At 38.9% G+C, this 21,183-nt stretch carries 21 protein-coding genes; 9 read left to right on the top strand and 12 right to left on the bottom strand.

What is annotated here, in order from left to right; translation table 11 throughout:
- Nucleotides 1–231: 231 nt before the first annotated feature.
- The 3 genes from I5M19_RS03335 to I5M19_RS03325 form a co-directional block, all read right to left on the bottom strand.
- Complete coding sequence (locus I5M19_RS03335; RefSeq protein WP_200064007.1) at nucleotides 232–885, bottom strand: response regulator transcription factor; 654 nt, start codon at nucleotides 883–885, stop codon at nucleotides 232–234.
- Nucleotides 886–1,031: 146 nt separating this feature from the next.
- Nucleotides 1,032–2,285: a DUF2130 domain-containing protein gene (locus I5M19_RS03330; protein WP_235985756.1), complete on the bottom strand. Its 1,254-nt coding sequence runs from the start codon at nucleotides 2,283–2,285 to the stop codon at nucleotides 1,032–1,034.
- A gap of 78 nt (nucleotides 2,286–2,363) precedes the next feature.
- On the bottom strand, nucleotides 2,364–4,013 hold the full coding sequence (locus I5M19_RS03325) for a gliding motility protein RemB (RefSeq protein WP_200064005.1): 1,650 nt from the start codon (nucleotides 4,011–4,013) through the stop codon (nucleotides 2,364–2,366).
- Nucleotides 4,014–4,187: 174 nt separating this feature from the next.
- On the opposite strand from I5M19_RS03325, the gene I5M19_RS03320 reads away from it, so the two are divergent.
- A complete protein-coding gene (locus I5M19_RS03320; protein ID WP_200064003.1) occupies nucleotides 4,188–7,214 on the top strand; it encodes a glycosyltransferase family 117 protein in 3,027 nt (1,008 codons plus the stop codon).
- Nucleotides 7,215–7,286: 72 nt separating this feature from the next.
- Here the strand turns inward: I5M19_RS03320 and I5M19_RS03315 are convergent, their stop codons facing one another.
- Nucleotides 7,287–7,643 carry a hypothetical protein gene (locus I5M19_RS03315; protein ID WP_200064002.1) on the bottom strand — a complete coding sequence of 119 codons (357 nt, stop codon included), beginning with the start codon at nucleotides 7,641–7,643 and terminating at the stop codon, nucleotides 7,287–7,289.
- A gap of 222 nt (nucleotides 7,644–7,865) precedes the next feature.
- Between I5M19_RS03315 and I5M19_RS03310 the strand changes: the two genes are divergently transcribed.
- The 3 genes from I5M19_RS03310 to I5M19_RS03300 all read left to right on the top strand — a co-directional run bounded on the left by I5M19_RS03310 (nucleotide 7,866) and on the right by I5M19_RS03300 (nucleotide 9,518).
- Nucleotides 7,866–8,642: a DNA-formamidopyrimidine glycosylase family protein gene (locus I5M19_RS03310; protein WP_200064000.1), complete on the top strand. Its 777-nt coding sequence runs from the start codon at nucleotides 7,866–7,868 to the stop codon at nucleotides 8,640–8,642.
- 76 nt (nucleotides 8,643–8,718) lie between these two features.
- The gene (locus I5M19_RS03305; RefSeq protein WP_200063998.1) at nucleotides 8,719–9,192 is read left to right on the top strand and encodes a ferritin-like domain-containing protein; all 474 of its coding nucleotides are present in this window, start codon (nucleotides 8,719–8,721) and stop codon (nucleotides 9,190–9,192) included.
- Nucleotides 9,193–9,194: 2 nt separating this feature from the next.
- A complete protein-coding gene (locus I5M19_RS03300) occupies nucleotides 9,195–9,518 on the top strand; it encodes a hypothetical protein (RefSeq protein ID WP_200063995.1) in 324 nt (107 codons plus the stop codon).
- On the opposite strand, the gene I5M19_RS03295 is transcribed toward I5M19_RS03300, so the two are convergent.
- Nucleotides 9,515–9,910 (bottom strand): hypothetical protein, encoded by a 396-nt coding sequence (locus tag I5M19_RS03295; RefSeq protein ID WP_200063993.1) that lies wholly within the window; start codon nucleotides 9,908–9,910, stop codon nucleotides 9,515–9,517. The genes I5M19_RS03300 and I5M19_RS03295 overlap by 4 nt on opposite strands.
- A 38-nt stretch (nucleotides 9,911–9,948) precedes the next feature.
- Nucleotides 9,949–10,581 (bottom strand): HAD family hydrolase, encoded by a 633-nt coding sequence (locus I5M19_RS03290; protein ID WP_200063990.1) that lies wholly within the window; start codon nucleotides 10,579–10,581, stop codon nucleotides 9,949–9,951.
- 94 nt (nucleotides 10,582–10,675) lie between these two features.
- Here I5M19_RS03290 and I5M19_RS03285 point away from each other — a divergent pair, with 94 nt between their 5' ends.
- Nucleotides 10,676–11,098, top strand: coding sequence for a DUF983 domain-containing protein (locus tag I5M19_RS03285; RefSeq protein ID WP_200063988.1), 423 nt, complete (start codon nucleotides 10,676–10,678; stop codon nucleotides 11,096–11,098).
- A gap of 3 nt (nucleotides 11,099–11,101) precedes the next feature.
- Here the strand turns inward: I5M19_RS03285 and I5M19_RS03280 are convergent, their stop codons facing one another.
- Nucleotides 11,102–11,461, bottom strand: a complete 360-nt coding sequence (locus tag I5M19_RS03280) for a response regulator transcription factor (protein ID WP_200063986.1) — start codon at nucleotides 11,459–11,461, stop codon at nucleotides 11,102–11,104.
- 54 nt (nucleotides 11,462–11,515) lie between these two features.
- Complete coding sequence (locus I5M19_RS03275; RefSeq protein ID WP_200063984.1) at nucleotides 11,516–14,149, bottom strand: PAS domain-containing sensor histidine kinase; 2,634 nt, start codon at nucleotides 14,147–14,149, stop codon at nucleotides 11,516–11,518.
- 198 nt (nucleotides 14,150–14,347) lie between these two features.
- On the opposite strand from I5M19_RS03275, the gene I5M19_RS03270 reads away from it, so the two are divergent.
- From I5M19_RS03270 to I5M19_RS03260, 3 genes are all read left to right on the top strand, one after another.
- A complete protein-coding gene (locus tag I5M19_RS03270; RefSeq protein WP_200063982.1) occupies nucleotides 14,348–15,550 on the top strand; it encodes a GAF domain-containing sensor histidine kinase in 1,203 nt (400 codons plus the stop codon).
- A 138-nt stretch (nucleotides 15,551–15,688) separates the two neighbouring features.
- Complete coding sequence (locus tag I5M19_RS03265; protein WP_200063980.1) at nucleotides 15,689–16,552, top strand: helix-turn-helix domain-containing protein; 864 nt, start codon at nucleotides 15,689–15,691, stop codon at nucleotides 16,550–16,552.
- 132 nt (nucleotides 16,553–16,684) lie between these two features.
- Nucleotides 16,685–17,884: an ROK family protein gene (locus tag I5M19_RS03260; RefSeq protein ID WP_200063978.1), complete on the top strand. Its 1,200-nt coding sequence runs from the start codon at nucleotides 16,685–16,687 to the stop codon at nucleotides 17,882–17,884.
- Here I5M19_RS03260 and I5M19_RS03255 read toward each other — a convergent pair.
- The 3 genes from I5M19_RS03255 to I5M19_RS03245 form a co-directional block, all read right to left on the bottom strand.
- Nucleotides 17,881–18,540 (bottom strand): MBL fold metallo-hydrolase, encoded by a 660-nt coding sequence (locus tag I5M19_RS03255; protein ID WP_200063976.1) that lies wholly within the window; start codon nucleotides 18,538–18,540, stop codon nucleotides 17,881–17,883. The genes I5M19_RS03260 and I5M19_RS03255 overlap by 4 nt on opposite strands.
- Nucleotides 18,541–18,589: 49 nt before the next feature.
- Entirely contained in the window at nucleotides 18,590–19,234 is a 645-nt protein-coding gene (locus tag I5M19_RS03250; protein ID WP_200063974.1) for an HAD family hydrolase, read from the bottom strand.
- A 92-nt stretch (nucleotides 19,235–19,326) separates the two neighbouring features.
- Entirely contained in the window at nucleotides 19,327–19,482 is a 156-nt protein-coding gene (locus I5M19_RS03245; protein ID WP_200063972.1) for a hypothetical protein, read from the bottom strand.
- A gap of 487 nt (nucleotides 19,483–19,969) precedes the next feature.
- On the opposite strand from I5M19_RS03245, the gene I5M19_RS03240 reads away from it, so the two are divergent.
- Nucleotides 19,970–20,248 carry a hypothetical protein gene (locus I5M19_RS03240; protein WP_200063970.1) on the top strand — a complete coding sequence of 93 codons (279 nt, stop codon included), beginning with the start codon at nucleotides 19,970–19,972 and terminating at the stop codon, nucleotides 20,246–20,248.
- 36 nt (nucleotides 20,249–20,284) lie between these two features.
- Here I5M19_RS03240 and I5M19_RS03235 read toward each other — a convergent pair whose 3' ends face one another.
- Nucleotides 20,285–21,133 carry a glycoside hydrolase family 16 protein gene (locus tag I5M19_RS03235; protein WP_200063968.1) on the bottom strand — a complete coding sequence of 283 codons (849 nt, stop codon included), beginning with the start codon at nucleotides 21,131–21,133 and terminating at the stop codon, nucleotides 20,285–20,287.
- Nucleotides 21,134–21,183: the final 50 nt, after the last annotated feature.

Raw genomic sequence — 21,183 nt, 5'->3', positions numbered from 1 at the left:
GAAGTACCATTTTTTGAATACTTACGTTATTAGATTTACCATACCTGTATCCCTGTAAAACCAGAAATCTTGCTACTGACCGTGTAAGAATGGCTTTCATATCAACAAATATTGAAATACAAAATTCGTTTAAAATAAAAACACGATATATGTATTTATACGGTAATCAGATAGAATAAACACGTAAAATTTACCTTATAAGAAAAAGTAAATATTATAAATTAATCATTCTTACTTTATTACACTATTTAGTACTGCATACCTAACCAGGGCGGCGGTATTGCGGGTTCCAGTTTTTTCGATCAACCCCTGCCTTGTACCTTCAATTGTACGCTTACTGGTAAAAAGTTTTTCAGCTATTTCCTGATTAGTATAGCCATCTGCTATAAGCGAAAGTATCTCCACCTCCCGTAAAGATATTTCGATATCACCCACCGGTACATCAAAATCAACATCAGGAGTATGTAATAACTTATCCAGTAATTTAAGCGCGATATCGTTGCATAAGTACCGTTCGTTACTATTAAATATATGCCTTACACCAAAAATAAGCTCAAAAGTACTTATGGTTTTAAGCATATAGCCGGTTGCTCCCGCTTTAAAGGCGTGGATAATAACTTTATAGTCATCTTCGGCAGACAGGATTATGATTTTAATGAACGGATGAGCGTGTTTAACCTTTGCTATAAGATTCAACCCATCCATTTGAGGGTTATTAACAGCAGTAATAATAATATCCGGCTTTTTACCCTCCCTGATGGATCGTAGAGCATCAGCTCCATTGCTCACCTCTTCAATAACTTCTATATCAGTTTCTTTGTCTAAAAGCAATCTTAAACCATTACGCACAACATTATGATCTTCGACCAGTAATATTTTTATCATTATGATACATTAAAATTGGGATGAAAAAAGTACCGGGAAGTATAATTGTGAGCGGGTAATAAGGGCTAAGCTACATATAAAGGTTGGTATAAATACAACTATCTGTTATTAATACGTAATTATCTAAATTTATACCTGAACAAGCACTAATCAAGAAGCAGCGGTTCATCGTCATCTTCGCCCAGGCTAAGCTGTATCATATCGCTGCCGGCTATTCCTTCAATTGAACCTTTTATGTGCGCGGCATTCAACAATACCTTTTCAAGTTGTTTTTCACGGGCTTTCCAAAGTCGTTCCATCGCATCGCGCTCTTTTTGTATCGACTGGCGCATGCTCATATAGCCTTCCCGGATAGCCTTCCATTGTTCAGAAAACTCCGTACCGGTTAAGTAATCATATAGCAGATGCATTTTATCACCTTTGTTATCCTGCGCTTTGGTCATATTGGAAAGTTTAACCACCCCATCGCGCAAAATATATGATACTGCCTTAACTTCATCAAAACTGCAAATCCACACCCCATCCCGCTCGCCAAAGCAGTCCATACCTTTAGGGTAGCATTGGGTTACAATTACCGCAACATCCACCCCCATGGCACGCATATCCTTTTTCAATTTTTCTATCCAGTCCAAACCAAATTCTTTGGTACGTTTACTTTCGTAAATAATGCGCCCGCATTCCTGCCCGAACTGATTACGAACGGTTTGTATACAATCAGCACCTCGTACTCCTTTACCTACTTCGCTTATTACATCAAACGGAAAATAGTTACGCAGCAGTTCTTCCAAAATCAACTCCTGAGCTTCACCCTGTAACTGCATGGAACCTTGTTCGGCACGTCGTTTCATTTCGTCAACCAGCTTTTTTTGATCCTCCAGCTGCTTTTCCATCTCCTTCACCTTTAGCTGGTGTTCCGTTTCTTTAATGGCTTGTTTATCTATTTCCTGTTTTCGTATTTGTTCGGTAAGTTCGTTGCGCTGCTCATGTAATTTGCGTTGCAGTGCAAGTTCCATCTCTTCTTCCTTTTGCTTAAGCTGCTGTTCGCGCTGCATAAACTCCAGTTCCTTTTGCCTTGCCAACTTTAATTTCTCCTCATTATCGCGGGCTGAGGTTTGTAACATAATCAACTGATTTTCATAATCCGACGATATGGTTTTGCGTAAATTTTCTTCAAGAGTTAATTGCAGCTGCTTCTTTTCGCCTTCTAACCTTTGCTCAAATTGCTCGCGTTGCTGTTTTTCACGCCCGGCAAACTCATCTTCCTTTTTACGGAATTCCTCTTCCTTCTGGCGTTTATAATCTGCCATTTGCACTCTCAATTGTTGCTTATATTCTTCGGCCATAACCTCCTCAATAGGAAAGGCATGTCCGCAGCTCGGGCACTTAACTTCTGTAGCCATAATTAAAGATTAGTAGTTTGCCGGGTTGATGCCGGGCATTTTCAAAGATAAACAGAATTGAATAAACGAGCCTATTAATTAAAAATCGTGGTATAAACTGCGAAAAGTGGTTCGTAGCCCAAAAGTTATTATTGCAGATTTTTTATTACCTAAATTATTCTTTTCCTGCCGGTAAAGACCGCTTAATTCAAAACGAAGGTTATATTTAGGATTAATGATATAAGCAACGGTGCCTTCGGCATAATAAAGATCCGTTTTTATACCTTGCCCAATTTTGTTACCTGCTGTACTAAGGTAAGGTTGATTAATATCTTTTCCCTCAATATTTGCGGCTGTATTTAAACCATAACGCGCATAATTCAGTTGTCCCTGAAGGTCAAACCTTCCGGCCGAATAATTTAATATACCTATTATTTCACGAAAATTTGCACCGAGCGGATCTCCTAACGGCTCGCTGTAAAAAGTATAGCTGCTAATAGGTTGCTCGCTGGAATAGGTATATGGTTTAACCGTATTATATTCAAATAAATAATTAAAGTTCTTAACATTAAATATATCAGCACCGCGTATACCAATTTGCCACCCGTTGGTATTTTGCGCATTATCGCCTGAAAAGAAGCTTTGCAGTTTAAAATGATCTATAAGCAATTGCCCGTAAAGTGCCGTTTTATCGAATATTTTATATTTACCTGTAAAGCCCGCTAAAGCATTTCCCGGTTGTGAAGACGGCCCTAAACCGCTTGCAAACAACACCGGGTTGATAAAATTAACATCAAAACCACGGCGGTTGCCCTGATCGTCAGTTTCGGGTGCTATGTAGGCGTTAAAGAACCCTAATGAAAGGCTGTTATTTACGTTCCAGTCGAGATAATGGAATAAACCGTATTTACGCCTATTACTGCCAAATGTATCAAACTTAGGTTGTATAATATCCTGAAGATAAGTCCACATGGCCATATATTGTATTTTACCTAAATTGGCAGTGATACGTAATAGTGGGTAATTGGCTGCATAATCAGATAATAACAAAGAGCGGTAACCATCACCTATGAAAGTTTTATCTTGCCCTAAGGTGATATTAAGTTGTTTTATTGGGGCATAAGACAATATAGCCGTAACGTACGAATAATCTTTCTGTGGTTTCCCAAAGCTGCGATCATATGCCTGGCCGGGAACGAACCCGATGTGATTTACATAATCGTTATAGTAGGATGGAAAAACCGCCTGATTCTCGTAACCGCTGGTATAAAAATAAAATTTGTCACCTACGGTTCCTCCAAATTGAAACCCGCGTGTATTTACGCCCAGTTTTGTTTTAAGGCCAAAGCCTACCGGTTTAAATGTGGCAGGTTTATCTTTATCTTTAAAATCATAGCCTGCTAAATTATCCGTCAGGAAATCAGCAAACATGGTGTATTCCTTGGTTTTGATATCAACCAAATGTTCGTCCCATAGTTTACGCCCAACCCAGGTTTGGTGTTTGTTTTCATCACCGCCTAAATTCATAAGCTCGCTATAACGGGGCATTAAAGTACTATCCAGCAAAAATGGCCTTAAAGAAGTGTGGAGCGAAGTATTTTTAGAATAAACAGTCCTGTTTAGTTTTTGATTGAACTGATATGATTGAGGTAAATAAACAGATTGAGACCAACCTGTTTGTGCCAAAAATACGATAATACCAACTACCAGAATAACTTTGCCCAATAAACGGGCGCGACTTTTTTGCATACGCAACAAAATAAGTGTTATTTATTGTAACATTAAAGCTCAAGTGTTAATAAAATGCTGCTTAACTGTCCAAACAGTTAATTTGTGTTAAATTTGTTAAACACTACCATTTTTTTACTAAATGGTTTGCAAAAATAGTGATATTTGGCGCGCCAAAGTAATAATAGATTATACATGCAATACAAAAAAATTAATAACATTTTAGGCTGGGTTTGTTTCGTAATCTCCTCTGCTACCTATATTTTAACTTTAGAACCCTCTGTTAGTTTTTGGGATTGCGGTGAGTTTATATCCTGCGCGTTCCGTTTGCAGATATCGCACCAGCCGGGCTATCCGATGTTTGCCATGCTGGGTAAGGTGTTCTCCTTATTATCTATGGGTGATAATACTAAAGTGCCCTACTTTACTAATATGGGATCGGCTATTGCCAGTGGTGCAACGGTGATGTTTCTTTTCTGGACTATTACTGCTATGGCAAAAAAACTGATAGCCGGGCGCGAGAAAGATTTCGGTAACGCCCAAACCATATTAATAATGGGTGCAGGTTTAGTAGGTGCATTAGCCTTTACTTATACCGATACCTTTTGGTTCTCGGCTGTGGAAACCATTGTGTTTGCTTTATCATCATTATGTATTGCGGTAGTTTTTTGGGCTATATTAAAATGGGAAGCCCATGCTGATGAACCACATGCTGATAAATGGATAGTATTTATTGCTTATATAATTGGCTTATCAATTGGTATACACCTGCTTAACCTGCTTACCATACCGGCTATTGCATTGGTATATTACTTTCGCAGGTATAAAAATATTACCACTAAAAATACACTGATAGCTTTCTTTATAAGTATTGGCATATTAGGTTTGGTACAATATGGCATACGCGGATATACAGTGAAATTTGCTGCTTATTTTGATCTGTTCTTTGTAAATACTTTGGGCATGGGTTTCGGCAGCGGCGCCTTTGTTTTTCTGCTGATCCTGATATCGGCTATTGTATTCGGTATTATATATAGTATTCGCAAAAACAAGCCTGTACTTAATTTGGCATTATTATGCGTAGCCTTTATTTATTTTGGTTATGGCTCATTTGCCTACATACCTATCCGCGCTACAGCCAATCCGGATCTTAACAACTCCCACCCCGATAATGCCTTTACTATGTATGGTTACCTTAACCGTATACAGTATGGCGAAAACCCATTACTTAAAGGCCCTTATTTTGATGCTCAGATCATTGATCAGAAAGAAGGAAGCACGATATATCGTAAAGGAAAAGACAAATACGAAATAGCTGATAAACGCCCTGACTATGTTTATGACCATACCACACTATTGCCTCGTATGTACAGTACAGATCCGCAAGACGTTCAGTTTTACAGGCAATGGCTGCAAATACCCGCAGGGCAGGCACCAAACATGTTAGATAATTTACGATGGATGGGAAGCTGGCAAATATACCAAATGTATGTTCGCTACTTTTTCTGGAATTTTATAGGCCGTTACAATGACGCCGACGGCCAAACCAGCACATCCGGCATTGACGGTAACTGGACCAGCGGAATTTTTGATGGTGGTAAGCATCTGCCTGACTCCGTTATACATGGCACTACCTATACTCCTTTATATGCCATACCTTTTATATTAGGTTTAATAGGGGTAATATATCAGTATAACCGTAAAAAACGCGACGCACTTATTATAGGCTTATTATGGTTTTTTACCGGTATTGCTGTGGTATTATATGTTAATCAGCCATCTGTACAGCCACGCGAGCGGGACTACTCCTACGTAGGATCCTTTTATGCCTTTGCTATATGGATTGGCTTAGCAGTTATCGCTATTGCCGATCTGCTAAGTAAGAAAATAAATATCCGTACTTCGGCATTTATAGCTACAGGAGTTTGTTTACTTATAGCACCTGTGTTAATGGCAAGTAAAGAGTGGAAGGCCCACGACCGCTCTACCAAATGGACAGCACATGATATGGCTTATAATTACCTGATATCGTGCCCGCCTAACGCTATATTATTTACTTATGGCGATAATGATACTTATTCGTTATGGTACGATCAGGAAGTTGAGGGCATACGCCCCGATGTACGAATTGTTAACCTTAGCCTGTTTACGGGTGACTGGTATATACGGCAGATGCAAAAGCCAATGAACCAAAGTGCTCCTTTACCTATTACAATGCCTTTTGATAAATATAAAGAGGGTGTGCGTGATGTTATTTATTACAACGACGCTAAACTACCCGGTTACGTAAGTGTTAAAGATGTTTTTGATTTTATTACATCTGACGACCCTAACGCAAAAGGGCAAAATCAAGCTGGCGAAAGTGTAAATTATTTACCAACAAAAAACTTTAAGATAGACATTGATCCGGAAGAGGTAATTAAGAACGGTGTGATAACACCCGATCAAAAGGACCGGCTGGCAAAAAGTATGGAATGGAAATACACCTCCAATTATGTAACAAAGGAAAACCTTGCTATACTGGATATATTAGCACATAACCATTGGAAAAGGCCCATTTGCTTTACTACCACTATAGGCAACAGCAACCTGATCGGCTTACAGCCTTATTTATATAAAGAAGGTTTTACTTATCACCTTATTCCGTTTAAACCAGACTCCACATTATCTGCGGAAGATCAGTTAAGTAAAACCAACACCATGGTGATGTATAATAACATCATGAATAAGTTTAAATTCGGCAACTTTAAACATGCACGCTATTTAGACCATGAATCTACTAATATGTTCTACCCGGTTTTATTAACCACGTTTTTAGATCTGGCACGCAGCCTGGAAAGAGAAGGACATCCGGATCTGGCGCTTAAAGTGTTACATAAATGTGATGACGAGCTACCTGAACTGAATCCATATATAGATGTTGCAGGGCGTAAAATGTTTATGGCACAGATTGCGTACCGCTTAAATGACGCTACACTGGGCAATAAAATAGTTAACCGTATTGATAAGTATATTACTGACCAACTGGATTATAATGCCTACCTGTTGCAAAATAATTCAAGTGATATGAATATGCGTGATGTTCAAATTGGCTTACAAATACTGAACGGTATAACCGAATTCACTAAACAAGGACATCAGCAGGCTCTTAGTGATAAGCTTGCGGCCCAGCTAAAAACTTATGAGTATAAATTCTCATCTATATTAGGAAGCAGTAATTAAACTAACTAATATAAAAGCAAAAAGCCATTCTGTTTTGTGCAGAATGGCTTTTGTTTTTTTTATTATGATTGATCAGGGGTGTACGTATAATGTGGTATCCTTGAGATCAACGTTTATCATTTTTAAGCGCGACGGGGCAGATTCCAATATACTATCCTTACGCATACTGCCGTCGGCTTTTGTAAATTGTATGGTGTGCTCGTTATTCAGCAATTCCCATTTACCACCGGTTGATCCTTGCTGTGTAACCGACTCATACGTATGGTCGGCCTTTAAATTTAAGCGTATAGCCTTTATCTGATCCATTATAGCTTCCTTATTATCTTCCAACTGATCGGCAATTGCCGGGTTAGCGGCAACAAGCTTATCTATTACTTTCTGCGTGGTTTTTGGTATCGATGAATCGTCTATTCTCCATTCCCCTATCATATCTTTTCGGATATTGAAAAAGACGTGAATACAGACAAGCTGATAATCAGCCCAATCGAGCTTAAAATTTTTACTTTCATAGGTTCGCTTTTTAAAAAAAAAATTATACAACTGATTGCTGCAAACAAACAACTGTTAAAGAAAAGTGTATAAATATTAGCACATTGTTGTTTCAGACTTAGACCGTTTATAAATACCTGCACTTAAAAGAAATTATAAATCATGCCAGAATTACCTGACCTCGAAGTATTTAGCCATAACCTGGATAAAAAATTATCCGGCAAAACCATAAAGGAAGTTACGGTACATAAAGCTCCTAAATTAAATGTAAGCCATAACGAATTACAAAATACTATTAAGGGACAAAAGCTCACCTCAGTATACCGCGACGGCAAGGAACTGTTTTTCAAGTTTTCCAAAGGCGATATTTTGTCCTTGCATTTGATGCTGCATGGTAAACTTTTTTTATACGAGGGTAAAAACGAAAACAAATACAGTATTTTAGACCTGCTATTTACTGATGATACCGGCTTAACATTGACCGATTTTCAGGGTATCGCAACTCCTACACTTAATCCTGACAAAAAAAATGCTCCGGACGCACTTGCAGATGAGGCTGGCTTAACTTACCTGACTGAAAAACTGGGTAAAACCAAAAAGGAAATAAAGAATGTTTTGCTCGATCAAAAGATCATACGCGGCATTGGAAATGCTTATGCTGATGAAATACTATGGGATGCCGGTATCTCGCCTTTTTCGATAAGTAATAAAATTCCCGAATACAAAATAAAAACGCTGGTTAAATCCATTCATTTTGTATTAAAAAATGCCGGTGATGAGATCATTAAATCAAACCCCGATATTATCAGCGGCGAGGTAAGAGATTTTATGAATATCCATAACTCTAAAAAAGAGCAAAGCCCCACAGGGGTGGTAATAAAGGTAAAATCCGGTTCGCGCAAAACATATTATACCGAAGAGCAGGAGTTATTTAACTAATATCTTAATTCTGTTCTGTTTTGTAAAAACAATTAACTGTAAGGTCCTGTTGTAGCAATATAAAACGAATTAAACAATGGGAACATTACAACATATACAACACCAGATATCGGCCCTTAACGATCTGATTAAGATAAACAATGACCGGATAGCAGGATATAACAAAGCTGCTGATAGCACTGATGATATGGGATTAAAAACCATATTTGCGAGTTATGCCGACCAAAGCAGGGGTTACGTAAATGAACTTAACGATTATGTTCATCAATTAGGTGGTTCACCTGCTGACGGCACTACCTTATCAGGCAAATTTTATCATGCATGGATAGATGTTAAGGCAACTTTCACCAAAAAAGATAACCACTCCATTTTATCAGACTGTGAATACGGTGAAGATGTGGCTAAAGGGAACTATCGTAAAGCATTGGATGATAAGGAACTTATATGGGAAGATGAAAAGGTGGTAGCGCTACTTAACGATCATTTAAGTGGTTTAAAAATAGCACACGATGCTGTTAAGGCTTTACGCGACGATATTAAAGATGTTTAACTATGGACAATCCGGACGAATCTTTTCTTGAAGAATATAAGCCACTACATGTTCCGCATACTTATGACAAGCATGCATCTGTGCAGGAAAATGTAGTATATGCCCTTGCGCAATTACAATATGCCACCGCACACCAGGTGGCTTTAAAATTAGCTGTGTACGAGCCTGAAACGGATTTAAATTCCCACGAGGAGAATGCCGCAAAAACACTTACCGATCTTTTTAGCAAAGGGTTGATAAAAGGTAGCGACGATAAAAGTAATCGGGAATACAACTTAAGCAAAATACTTACCCCCAACAGCGGCAAAGCTGATGAGTTGTTTTAATATGGACTTGCAGAATTATTAACCGGCTTGGCAGACATCACACTGTCAACAACGAATTTACTTACACCCCGCCATGGTAAAGTATGTAAATATTCCTTGTAATGTAATTCAAGCATCGCTCCGGCATTGTGGTTAAGCTTGTCTGCTACGTTCTTATCAGTAACTGAAAACATAAATTCATTTGATGAAATATTCCCTTGCGTTTGAGAAGTTATCCCACTTTGTATAAGCCGGCCTTCGTAAGTCTTAAAAAGATATCCTTTTTTAACAAAATAATTCATTGTTCCGGCTTTGGTACCTTCGCCAAAAACAAAATAATACCGGTAATAAATTACACCTATTAAAACAGCAACCAATACTAAAACCCCTATCGTAATTATCCGCTTTTTCATGTTACTTAACTTTGTTATTAAAGTTACGCTTTTATCAACTATAACTTCAGAAAATAATTGGTAAGCGAAGAAAAATCATCAAATTTAATATCATAGTTATCAGTATCGCCGAAGCCGTAACTCACAAACACGAAAGGAACACCCGCCAGGCGGCTTTGCTCAGCATCACCGGCTGTATCGCCTATGTATACCGGATTTTTAAGGCCATGCTTCTCCATCAGCAATTTAAGATTATGCTGTTTCGGCATATTATTTACCCCATATGCAAGTTCGTCCGTAATGTGCTCCTTAATTTTTGCCCAGTCAATAAATTTTTCAATAATGCCCGTAGCGCAGTTACTTAAAATAAACAAGGGGTATTTTTGCGATAGTGATCTTAAACCCTCAATAACACCTTCATATAACTTGCCACCTTTTTGAGGTATCAGCACCCTGCGCCATTCATTAACATCAGCATAAATTTGAGTACGCTGTTGATCATTAAAATCGGGCATCATAGTTGCGATCACTTTTTTTCCATCTTTCCCTATCATCGATGTAACATCTTCCCTACGCACGGTTCGGGGTATATTTAATTTTTTGAACATGATGTTCCATGATTCCACATAAACATCAACCGCGTCCCAAAGGGTGCCATCCATATCAAATATCAAACTATCGGGCTTTTGCATATAATTTTATTGTTGGAATGTAAATTAAACAAGTTATAAAATTATCAGTGTTACCTAAATATTAGTTTGGGTATATTTGCAAAACAATACTATTATGCCAACAAGTAAAAAGATCCAACCCGTTAAATATGTATCTGCTTTGCAGGGAGCTATACAAGCCAAATGCCCCCGTTGCCGCAGAGGAGATATTTTTGCCAGCAGTACGTATAGTTTTACCGGGCAAAAAATGCATGAAAACTGTTCGCATTGTGGTTTACACTATGAGCGCGAACCCGGATATTGGTACGTGTCTATGTTTGTGAGTTATGCTTTTAACGTTGCTGAAATGGTAACGCTTGCCGTTGCCACTTATTTATTAACCGGTTCGCATTCGCCCTGGTTGTATGTGGGAATTTTATTGGGGATAATATTTTTACTGTCACCTTTTAATTATCGCTATTCCAGAGTAGTGCTCTTATACTGGTTAACACCAGGATTAAACTATAACGAATCGTACGCCGAGGACAGGCAGCCTTAAAGTTTATAGTGTAAGTTTTTCAATTTTTTGTAATAGCTCATCCATCTCAAATGGTTTTGCTAAAAAATCGTCAGCTCCGGCAGCCATAGCAGATTCCTGGATGTCGCGGCTGGCCGATATCATTATAACGGGGATATTCATGGTTGTTTTTTCGTTTTTCAATTTTTTGCAAATATCTCTGCCGTCCTCACCGCTCATCCAAATATCCAGTAATAGCAGATCGGGCAATTCTTCCTTCATATCCAAAACAGTAGATCCATCAACAGTACTGGTTACCTGGTACCCTTCAAATTCAAGCAGCATCTCCACAGCGTCCACAATTCCCGGATCATCGTCCGCTATCATTATCTTTTTTTGTCTCATAATATATACAGTTTGGATAGCCAAACTGTAAACTGGTTTAACTCAATTTATAATTTATTTCGTATCTGGCACATTGCCATCATTTACCGGGAGCGAGAAGCAAAAAGTAGACCCTTTTCCTTCAATACTGTTTACCCACATTTTACCGCCTTCGCGCCTTATTATTTCAGACGATATGTACAGTCCCAGCCCCAAACCGGGAAAAGTATGCTGCTTTGTACCACTTACACGGTAAAACTGCTCAAACACCTTTTCTTTTTTATCGTCCGGGATGCCTATCCCGAAATCCTGAACGCAAACCACTACATCGGCATTATCCAATTCGGTACTAATGATAATGCGGTTAGAGTGTGGTGAATATTTTATAGCATTTGTAACTAAGTTAGTTATTACCTGCCCAATTCGTTCCTTATCGGAGTAAATAGTGCCGGTTTCTTTAAAATCCATCACTAAAATATGCTTATTGGTAGTATGCTGAATATCAGAGATGGTATCTTTTACAGCCTCATTAAAATTGAACCATGATTTATTAAATAGTATTTTGCCGGAGTTAATTTTGGTTACATCGAGCAGATCGCCAATTAAATTAGTTAGACGATTAAGCTGAGCATCCATTTTTAAAACCATATCGGCCTTTTTATCTTCGCCCTCTTTACTTAACATAGCGCCTAATACCTGCGCATAAGCCTTAATACTGGTAACAGGTGTTTTTAATTCATGGCTGGCTATTCCCAGGAAGTCATCTTTTTGACGTTCCAGCTTTTTTTGTTCGTCTATATCCGTATTGGTGCCAAACCATTTTATTATTTCACCTTCATTTATGTACGGCAGGGCACGTGCAAGGTGCCATTTATAGTCTCCAACCTTATCGCGTAACCTAAACTCAAACTGGTAAAGCTCGCCGGATTGCAGAGCGGCTGTCCATGCAGCGATACATGGAGCCTGATCATCCGGGTGCACGTTTAACATCCACTTTTCCCCCACAATTTCTTCTGCAGGTAAATCAAAAAACTCTATGGTACGCTTATTCACATAATCAAGTTCGCCTGTGGTTTTTGCCGTCCATAATTGCACCGGCATAAAGTCGGTAACAAATTCAAACTGTCTTATCTGGTCGCTAAGCTCGTTATTGGTCAATTGTAGTGCAATATCGATCTTAGTTTTTTCAGTAACATCCGTACATGCGCCAATATATCCAATAAACTCACCTTCGTTATTATATTGCGGGTTGCCCGTTGCTATGCACCATCGTATATCGCCATCTTTACGCCGCATCCTGAAATCAACCTCATAAGGTAAACGCAACTTAAGGTCATGCAAAAATTTATTGCCTGCCTTTTCCCTGTCTTCGGGTATTATACTTTTCAACCAGCCCACACCCAAAATATCCTCGAAACTTTGCCCGGTCCAATCTGTCCAGGTCTGATTTGCATAGGTTATCATCCCGTTTTCATCCGACATCCATAATGCGGCAGGTGCAGCACTCGTAATATTTTTCAGCAGTTGCTCGCTTTCCACCAAAGCCTTTTTATCGGCAAGTTCGCGCCGCATATCTCGTGCTATTGACGCTCTGCCATGCGGCTTATTATCAGCATCATACAACAGCATACTGGTACCTTTTACCGGGATTGCTTCTCCTGTTTTAAAATGACGATAAAGGATATCACCCTCCCACCGTCCGTTTTTAAAAAGTTGGTTATTAATTTCTTTTTGAAGCCGGGGTAGCTCATCGGGCATCAGATAGTCAGCATTAGGGCGATGTGTATTATCGTTAACTAAGCCCAGTAGTTCTTTTCCGGCTGCATTTACATAGGTAACGTTGCCATCAATATCTGAAAGACTTACAAAATCCGAACTATGATCTATTAATTTTAGCAATCGTTCCTGTTCATCTTTATCCTTAATCTCATTAGTAATATTTAGGGCTGTGCCTGCAAACCGAATACATTCTCCGTTCTCATCAAAGTATGCTTTACCCTTGCAACGCAACCATCTTACTATTTTATCTTCGGCGCCTACTGTACGAAATTCGCTGTAGTAAAATCCGCCATTCTCAGGCATCAGCGCCTTATTAACTGCTTTATCAATACGTTCCCTGTCATTTGGGTGAATATGCATTAACACATCCTCATAACTAATGGTATCCCCTTTTGAAAAACCGTAAAGTTGCTTACACCTGTCGTCCCATACAATTGTTCCGTTTACCGGGTCAAGATCCCAGGTACCCAGTTCTGCAGATTCCAGCGCAAAGCGCATACGCTCTTCACTTTCCTTAAGTTTTTGGCGGGTAAGCACGAGTTCTGTTACATCGGCGGCTGTATTTAATACCCCCCAAACCTCACCATTATCATTTTTTAAAGGCTGATAGGTAAAATTGAAGTAAAACGTTTGCATACGCCCCTGAACCATAAGATCGACCCTTTCCCCGTAGGCATCGTAAGGTGTTCCGGATCTATAAACGTTATCGAGTATGTTAAAAAAGGGTTGCCCTTCCAATTCGGGCAAGGCCTCCCTGAATGTTTTACCTAAAACTGATTCGTCCTTGTCCCATACTTTTAGTATGGCCTTATTAACCAGGCTTACAACCAATTTTGGACCCAGATACAGGCCTACAGGTGAAGGGGATTGCTCAATAAGCGTTTTAAATATATTTTGATTTTTTAGATATTCCTGGTAATTATCGTCCATTTTAGTTCAAAAAACTTTTAAATATACGGGATAATATTTTTAACTGAAACCATGCGTTCATATAATACTAATATGGCTATAATATTACGTATAGATTAAAATAACTTCTATTTTATGTAAAAAATTATTTTATTATTTATAAAGTGCGGGGTTTATTAATAATTAATATGTAGTTTTAACTTACCTGATTAATATACTATGCCAACATACTGCAAACCGGTTTCTATTATACCGCTTGATGATGAAGAACGTCTGCGAAAATTATACAGATATGAAATTCTGGATACACCCGCTGATAAAACTTTTGATAAGATTGCTACCCTGGCAGCTAATATTTTTGATACCCCCAGTGCTTTTGTAACATTTGTAGATAAAGACCGTGTTTTTTTTAAAGCGAATATAAGCGCCATGGAGGGACGGGAAGTACAACGCGAAGACAGCCTGTGTTCACTGGCTATTTTAAATCCAGACACACTTGTGTTTAATGACACTCATGAAGTGCCCGACTTAAAAAACAACCCCTATGTTGCCGCAAAGGGCGGGATAAGGTTTTATGCGGGTTCGCCTTTAAAAACATCAGAAGGATTTCATTTAGGAACCGTTTGTGTAGTTGACACCGTACCCCGTGTGGTAACCGACAAGCAAATAAAAATGCTGGAGAACCTCTCGGATATTATTATTGACGAACTGGAACTGAGGCAAGCTACACGTAATATTGTAAGGCTGCAAACAGACCTTACGAATATTGCGGTACATGATATTAAAAACCCGCTAACGGCTATCTCTTTATACGCTAAAATGATTGGCCAACGGTCAGCAGAACCCAATACCAAAACCATTGCCGGTAAAATAAATATAGCAAGTGAACGGATATTAGCCAATCTTAACGACTTACTAAAACTGTCGCAGATAGAAGATGGTTTTATGAAACTGCAATTTGAACAAACTGATATTGGCATTTTGCTTGAAAAAGTAGTTAATAACCTTTTAATAATAGCAGCTGAAAAGAACCAGCAGATCATACTAAATCATGAATGCCACAAATGCGTTAATGTGGATTGCGGCCGTATGCAGGAGGTATTTGAAAACCTGTTGAGCAATGCCATCAAGTATGCTTACGAAAATACAGCAATTTACATCAAGACCTTTGAGCGTGATGGTAACATGATAATTGAATTCAAAGATGAGGGCCAGGGACTTACTGAGGATGATATGAAAAGACTGTTTACTAAATTTGCCCGTTTAAGCGCCACACCTACCAAAAAAGAAACGAGTAACGGCCTTGGACTTTCCATCGCGAAAATATTGGTGGACATGCACAGTGGTAGTATCTGGGCAGAAAGCCCTGGAAAGGATATGGGCGCATCATTTTTTATATCGCTGCCCTTAGAGGCTAAATAGCCTCAATCATTATTGCAAGCAGATAACTTATCAGCTCACATTTTTACCCCCACAGAAATGTAAATTTACCTGGAGTATTAAACTCCGCTTGGGCTTTTATAATAACTTTACTGTTGTTATAATCTTACTCATTTAAAAATGAAATTTAAAGTAACTGATCATACAAAAGGTGGGGATGTGCTCCTGCTAAAAAACGAGCCCTATTTCGACCGTATGTTCTTTACCCGCGACAGGCAACAAAAGTATCTCACTATAGCATGGAATACCGGTCCTGTACAAACAGTTACTATTGATGAGGTAGCGTACGATCTTATGCCGGACACCTTATTGCCGTTAATGGTTAACCAATCGTTTTACTTTGAGCATCCGGAAAATATTGTAGCCTGGCAGTTTAGCAGAGAGTTTTATTGTATCGTAGAACATGATGAGGAAGTAAGCTGCGTAGGGTTTTTGTTTTATGGCATGAGCGACCAGATATTTGTAAACCTGGATAAACCAACGAAAAAGAAACTCCTGCTTTTACTGGATGTTTTTATTGACGAATTTAATACGCCCGATAATATACAGGTTGATATGCTGCGCATGTTGTTAAAACGTCTTATTATCATAATTACCCGCCTTGCAAGAGTTCATAACGTGCCTAAAGAAAAACTCCCTGACGACAAATTACAGGTTATCCGCAAGTTTAACATATTGGTAGAGAATCATTACCGCACACAGCATAGCGTGGGGTTTTACGCGGGAGAATTAAACAAATCGCCTAAAACCATAGCTAACCTTTTTTCACTTTATAACAATAAGTCGCCTCTACAAATTATTCAGGAGCGATTGGTATTAGAGGCCAAACGTTTGTTATATTATACGGATAAATCGGTAAAGGAGATATGCTATGACCTGGGTTTTGAGGACGCTGCTTATTTCAGCAATTTTTTTAAAAAACACACATCTACCTCACCAGTTGAATTCAGAGGCCATAAATTGGAACCTGCCGAAATAAAATAAGTTTTTATTGTCTTCCTTTTTGGAACAGTATTATTTAGCATAGCTAATGATACTGTTGTACTTTGCAGCTTTATTTTTAATTTTATAAAATTGTAATGCCCGTTTTTGATATAAAGGCATAAAGTATTCTTAATGGAAATAAAAAATAGTGGTGTTAAAAGCGGCTGGTTAAAAAGTATGATCGTAAAGCGGTTATATTTTAATAAAGCGATGTCATGCGCCGGGTTAAGCTTATATTTTAATAAAAGTATCCCCTCAATAACCAAAGCTGTAAATGAATTGATAAAAGAAGGATTTGTGGTAGAGCAAGGTTATGCACCATCGAGCGGAGGCCGCCGGCCATTAATGTACGCCATAAATGCTAAAGCCATGTACATACTCGCGGTGGCTATGGATCAGCTATCAGCCCGTATACAATTGATAGATCTGCAGAACAACGCTGTTGCCGATATGGAAACCGTTGATATAAAGCTTTATAATAACGACAAAGCATTGGCAACCCTGGTTGATCACTTAAATAATTACATTGCTAACAGCGGCATTCCTAAAAATAAGATAACAGGCATTGGGATTGGTATGCCGGGCTTTATAAACGCTATCGAAGGCATTAATTATACCTACCTTGATGCCGGAGGGCAGAGCCTGAGCAATTATTTAACTAAGGCTACCGGTGTTACAACTTATATTGATAACGACTCAAGTCTTGTTGCATTGGCAGAACAAAAATTTGGCATAGCCAAATCGCAGCAAGAGGTTATGGTGATTAATTTGGGTTGGGGCATTGGTTTAGGGATGATAATTGATGGAAAAATTTTCAGGGGGTATAATGGTTTCGCAGGTGAACTAAGCCATATTCCGCTATCAGACGATGGTGAATTGTGTACTTGCGGCAAACGCGGGTGCCTGGAAGCGGAGGCATCATTACTGGTTGTTGCTGAAAAGGCCGAGGAAGGAATTAAAAAGGGTAGAGTGACCAGTTTAACCAGCTATAACGGCAACGCCAAATTAATGGGCGATGCATTAATGGATGCAGCTAACCAGGGCGATCAGTTTGCGCTGGAACTATTATCAGATGCGGGTTACAAGATAGGTAAAGCACTGGCTATACTCATACATATCATGAATCCTGCAAATATTGTTTTGAGCGGCCGCGGCGCTAAGGTTGGTAAAATATTACTGGCACCTATACAGCAGGCATTGCATAAATATTGTATTCCCCGTTTATCATCAGGTACAGAGCTTCTCATATCATCATTAGGTTTTGATGCGGAACTAATAGGCGCTGCGGTTTTGGTAATGGAGAACTTTGATAAAGAAGTTAAAGGCCGTTAAATAATTACGAAGCTCCCCGGCTCGTATAATTCATTAAATCTGATATTCATTTTAGCAAAGTAATTGGCGTAATTTTTTTGTCGTGCTTTAACAAATCCGGGCATGGCATAGCCATCATGCACCGGGAAAATTTGTTTCGGTTGTATCTTTTCGGCAAAGTTTGCTATTTGAACCTCACTTGCAAAGGGCGCCATGGTCACCATCAACAGCAACTCTATATTTTTATGTTCGGTTAACATATCCTCCATTGAATCTACCGGATGCAATACTTTATCATTAATAATAAAACCGGTCATTTGTGGTAACGGGCTGTTCAGCAACGGCTCGTGCTGTAATGAAAATGCTTTTAGTTTAAACGGACCTAATTCATACTCACCTTCTTCCATTAAGTTATAGGGGATATCTTCCTTGTCAAGTTCGTCTCCTACTTGTGTATTGGTATAAATAGCCGCGCCACTCCTCGAAATTATTTTTTGCAGGTTTCCTGTATCCAGGTGGTCGGCATGTACGTGAGTGACAATAATTGCGTCAACTTCATTAAATAATCCCGGGTGCACTGCATTATCAGCGAATGTGTAATTGCCGGGATCGAAAAGCAATTGATACCCGTCCTGCTCAAACAACAGGCATGAATGGACATATTTAGTGATCTTCATATCAGTTTAGTATTTAAAACTAAACTTACTGTTATCAAAAAGGTTTTATCTATAATAATTGCTTAAGCTCTTCAAAATCATTTATAGTAGCAATTTGCCCGCTTTCTACCTTTCCAAAACCATAAGCAGCGAATATGAACGGCACCCCTGCTTCTGCAGCAGCCTGATAATCGCCCATGGTATCACCTACGTAAACAGGATTTTTCAGACCATGGTCGCTAACAATATCTTTAATATTATCAGCCTTAGGGTTTCCCTTAGTGCCAAAACACTGGTGCCCCAAAAAGTGGTGATGCATATTGTGCAGATTTAAAAACACCTCGATATAACCACTTTGGCAGTTGCTTACTATATATAGCTTATACTTTTTACCCAGATATTTTAAAGTGTCTTCTAATCCGGGGTAAAGTTCGCCGCCTTTAGTGTGCAATATCTCCAATTCGCTTTTAGCGCAAAGCTGCTTAACCTCGCTTCGCTGCTCCTGGGTTAAATAAGGGAAAAGGGTTTCAAATATTTTATCATACGTCATCCCGGTGATGGAACGCACGCGCTCACGTGTCATTTCTTCATCCATATAGGGGGCTTTTGCAATAGCTGCCTGCCATGCAAGTGTTACGTTAGCTGTACTGTCCCAAAGGGTACCGTCGAGGTCAAAAATTATACTATCGAAATTACGTTTTGATAAGCTTTCCATAAAGGCGTTTTGTTGCCGCAAAAATAGAAGTTTATTTTTAGGAGGAGAGATTTATGCTACGTTTATACAAGCATGTTTAACCGCAAAGCTTACTATTTAAAGTTATTCTTAATTTTCAACTCATACACATCCTCGTAAAGTTTAGTATTATGTATGTTCCAGTCTTCAATATCAATTATACCCGCTTCCGTGGTATAATGCGTATTATTTTTCGGGCATTTAACCACATAGCCTTCTATTCCCGCCAAGGCAATAATGGGGCGACAACCGCATTGCTTACATGGCTTGCAATAAATTGACTTAGGAATACTAACATAGCCCTTCATGTCATAACATACGGGTTTTTATTCCGGTTGGTTGTAGAATTGGCAGAAAATAATCCTATTAGTTAAAATTTATTCGATAATGGCTTGGTGGTATAAACTTACCCTTTGTAACGATTATGTGATACGGTGTATTGCGAATTAAACTTTGGCTAACCGGCATAGTTTAACCTATAAAATAAGCAACAATTAAAACTGATGATTATGAATAAGCAAGCTATAAAAATGTTGACGTTAGTATTATTCGGCGCGGTAATTCTTTCAAGCTGTTCAACTCAATATCACGAACGCCATCACAGACATAACAGGTATCATGACCGCGGTCATGACAGAGGACATGATCACTACGATCATTATTACAGAAATAAATAATTAAAAATCAATTAATAATTAACTATTAAAATTAAATATCATGAAAGCATTAAAAGTATTCGCCATAGCAATAATAGCGGTGTTCGCCTTCGAAAGTGCTAAAGCACAGGTTAGCGTAAGTGCACACATAGGTGTACCTGTTCATCAAAAAACCATTGTAGTAACCAAACCTGTACATCATCGTTATTACCGCACACGTACCGTAGTAGTAGCTCATCCTGTTCATCGCAGCTACTATCGCAGAGTAGTTGTAGCACCTCGCCCTGTATATCACCGTGTTTACCATAAAAAAGTAGTGGTTATAAAACACGCCAGATAATAAAAAAATCCCCCTGAGCCTATCAGGGGGATTTTTTTATTTAGTTACCAGTACCCAATCTACATAAACCTTTGCCTGCCCCGCCCTTATTTTATCAACCGACGATTGGGAAAGCCCGAAATAAGGTTTGGTGACTTTGTTAACACCATTAGGATAACCACCCCCTAAAGCAAAATTCAATATCAAAAACTTAGGATTATCAAATGCCCAACGGCCATATTTTTCTACCATAGCCCGGGTTACGGTATAGGTCACACGATCATCCACCTTAAATATAATACTATCCTTTGTCCAGTCAACGCTATAAATATGCCACTGGCTAACATCAAACCCCTTTGGAAAAAATGCCCGGTAGGCTAACGGCGTATTGCCAAAATAGCCCGGTCCGTGTAAGGCATTGCTCGTCCACGAGGAATCGCCAACGGTTTCCATTACATCAATTTCGCCGCAGTCGGGCCATTTGCCTTTACCCAGAGCCCAAAAGGCGGGCCATAAACCTGCACCGGCTGTTAGTTTCATTCTGGCAGAGGCACTACCATAAGTAAACATCATTTTATCACGGGTATTCATCCTGCCTGATAAAAAATCATAAGTTTTTCCTTCCTTACTGGTATAACCCGGATGGTACAAAGCTTTAATAACCAACATGCCGTTACTTGCCCCTTCGTCCTGTCCATCAGTCGTATATAAAGTACTTGCCGAGTCCACATAGGCCTGCTGTTCATTATTTACGGTATGGCCGGTAACCTCAATATTCCAATTACTACGGTCAAGGTTTTTTTCATTAAAATCTTCAAAGAAAACGGTGTCGGTTTTGATTGTCTGTGCTATTGCAACCGACGAAAGCAGTAACATAACAGCGATTGTGGAAATATTTTTTTTCATTGATTTATAATTGATGCGCCTAAAATAAGGAATTATGATTTAACCCATAC

The sequence above is a fragment of the Mucilaginibacter segetis genome (assembly GCF_016522075.1).
Classification (GTDB): domain Bacteria; phylum Bacteroidota; class Bacteroidia; order Sphingobacteriales; family Sphingobacteriaceae; genus Mucilaginibacter; species Mucilaginibacter segetis.
Note: the sequence above shows the minus strand (reverse complement) of the source record. Positions and strands in the feature narration are given on the sequence as shown.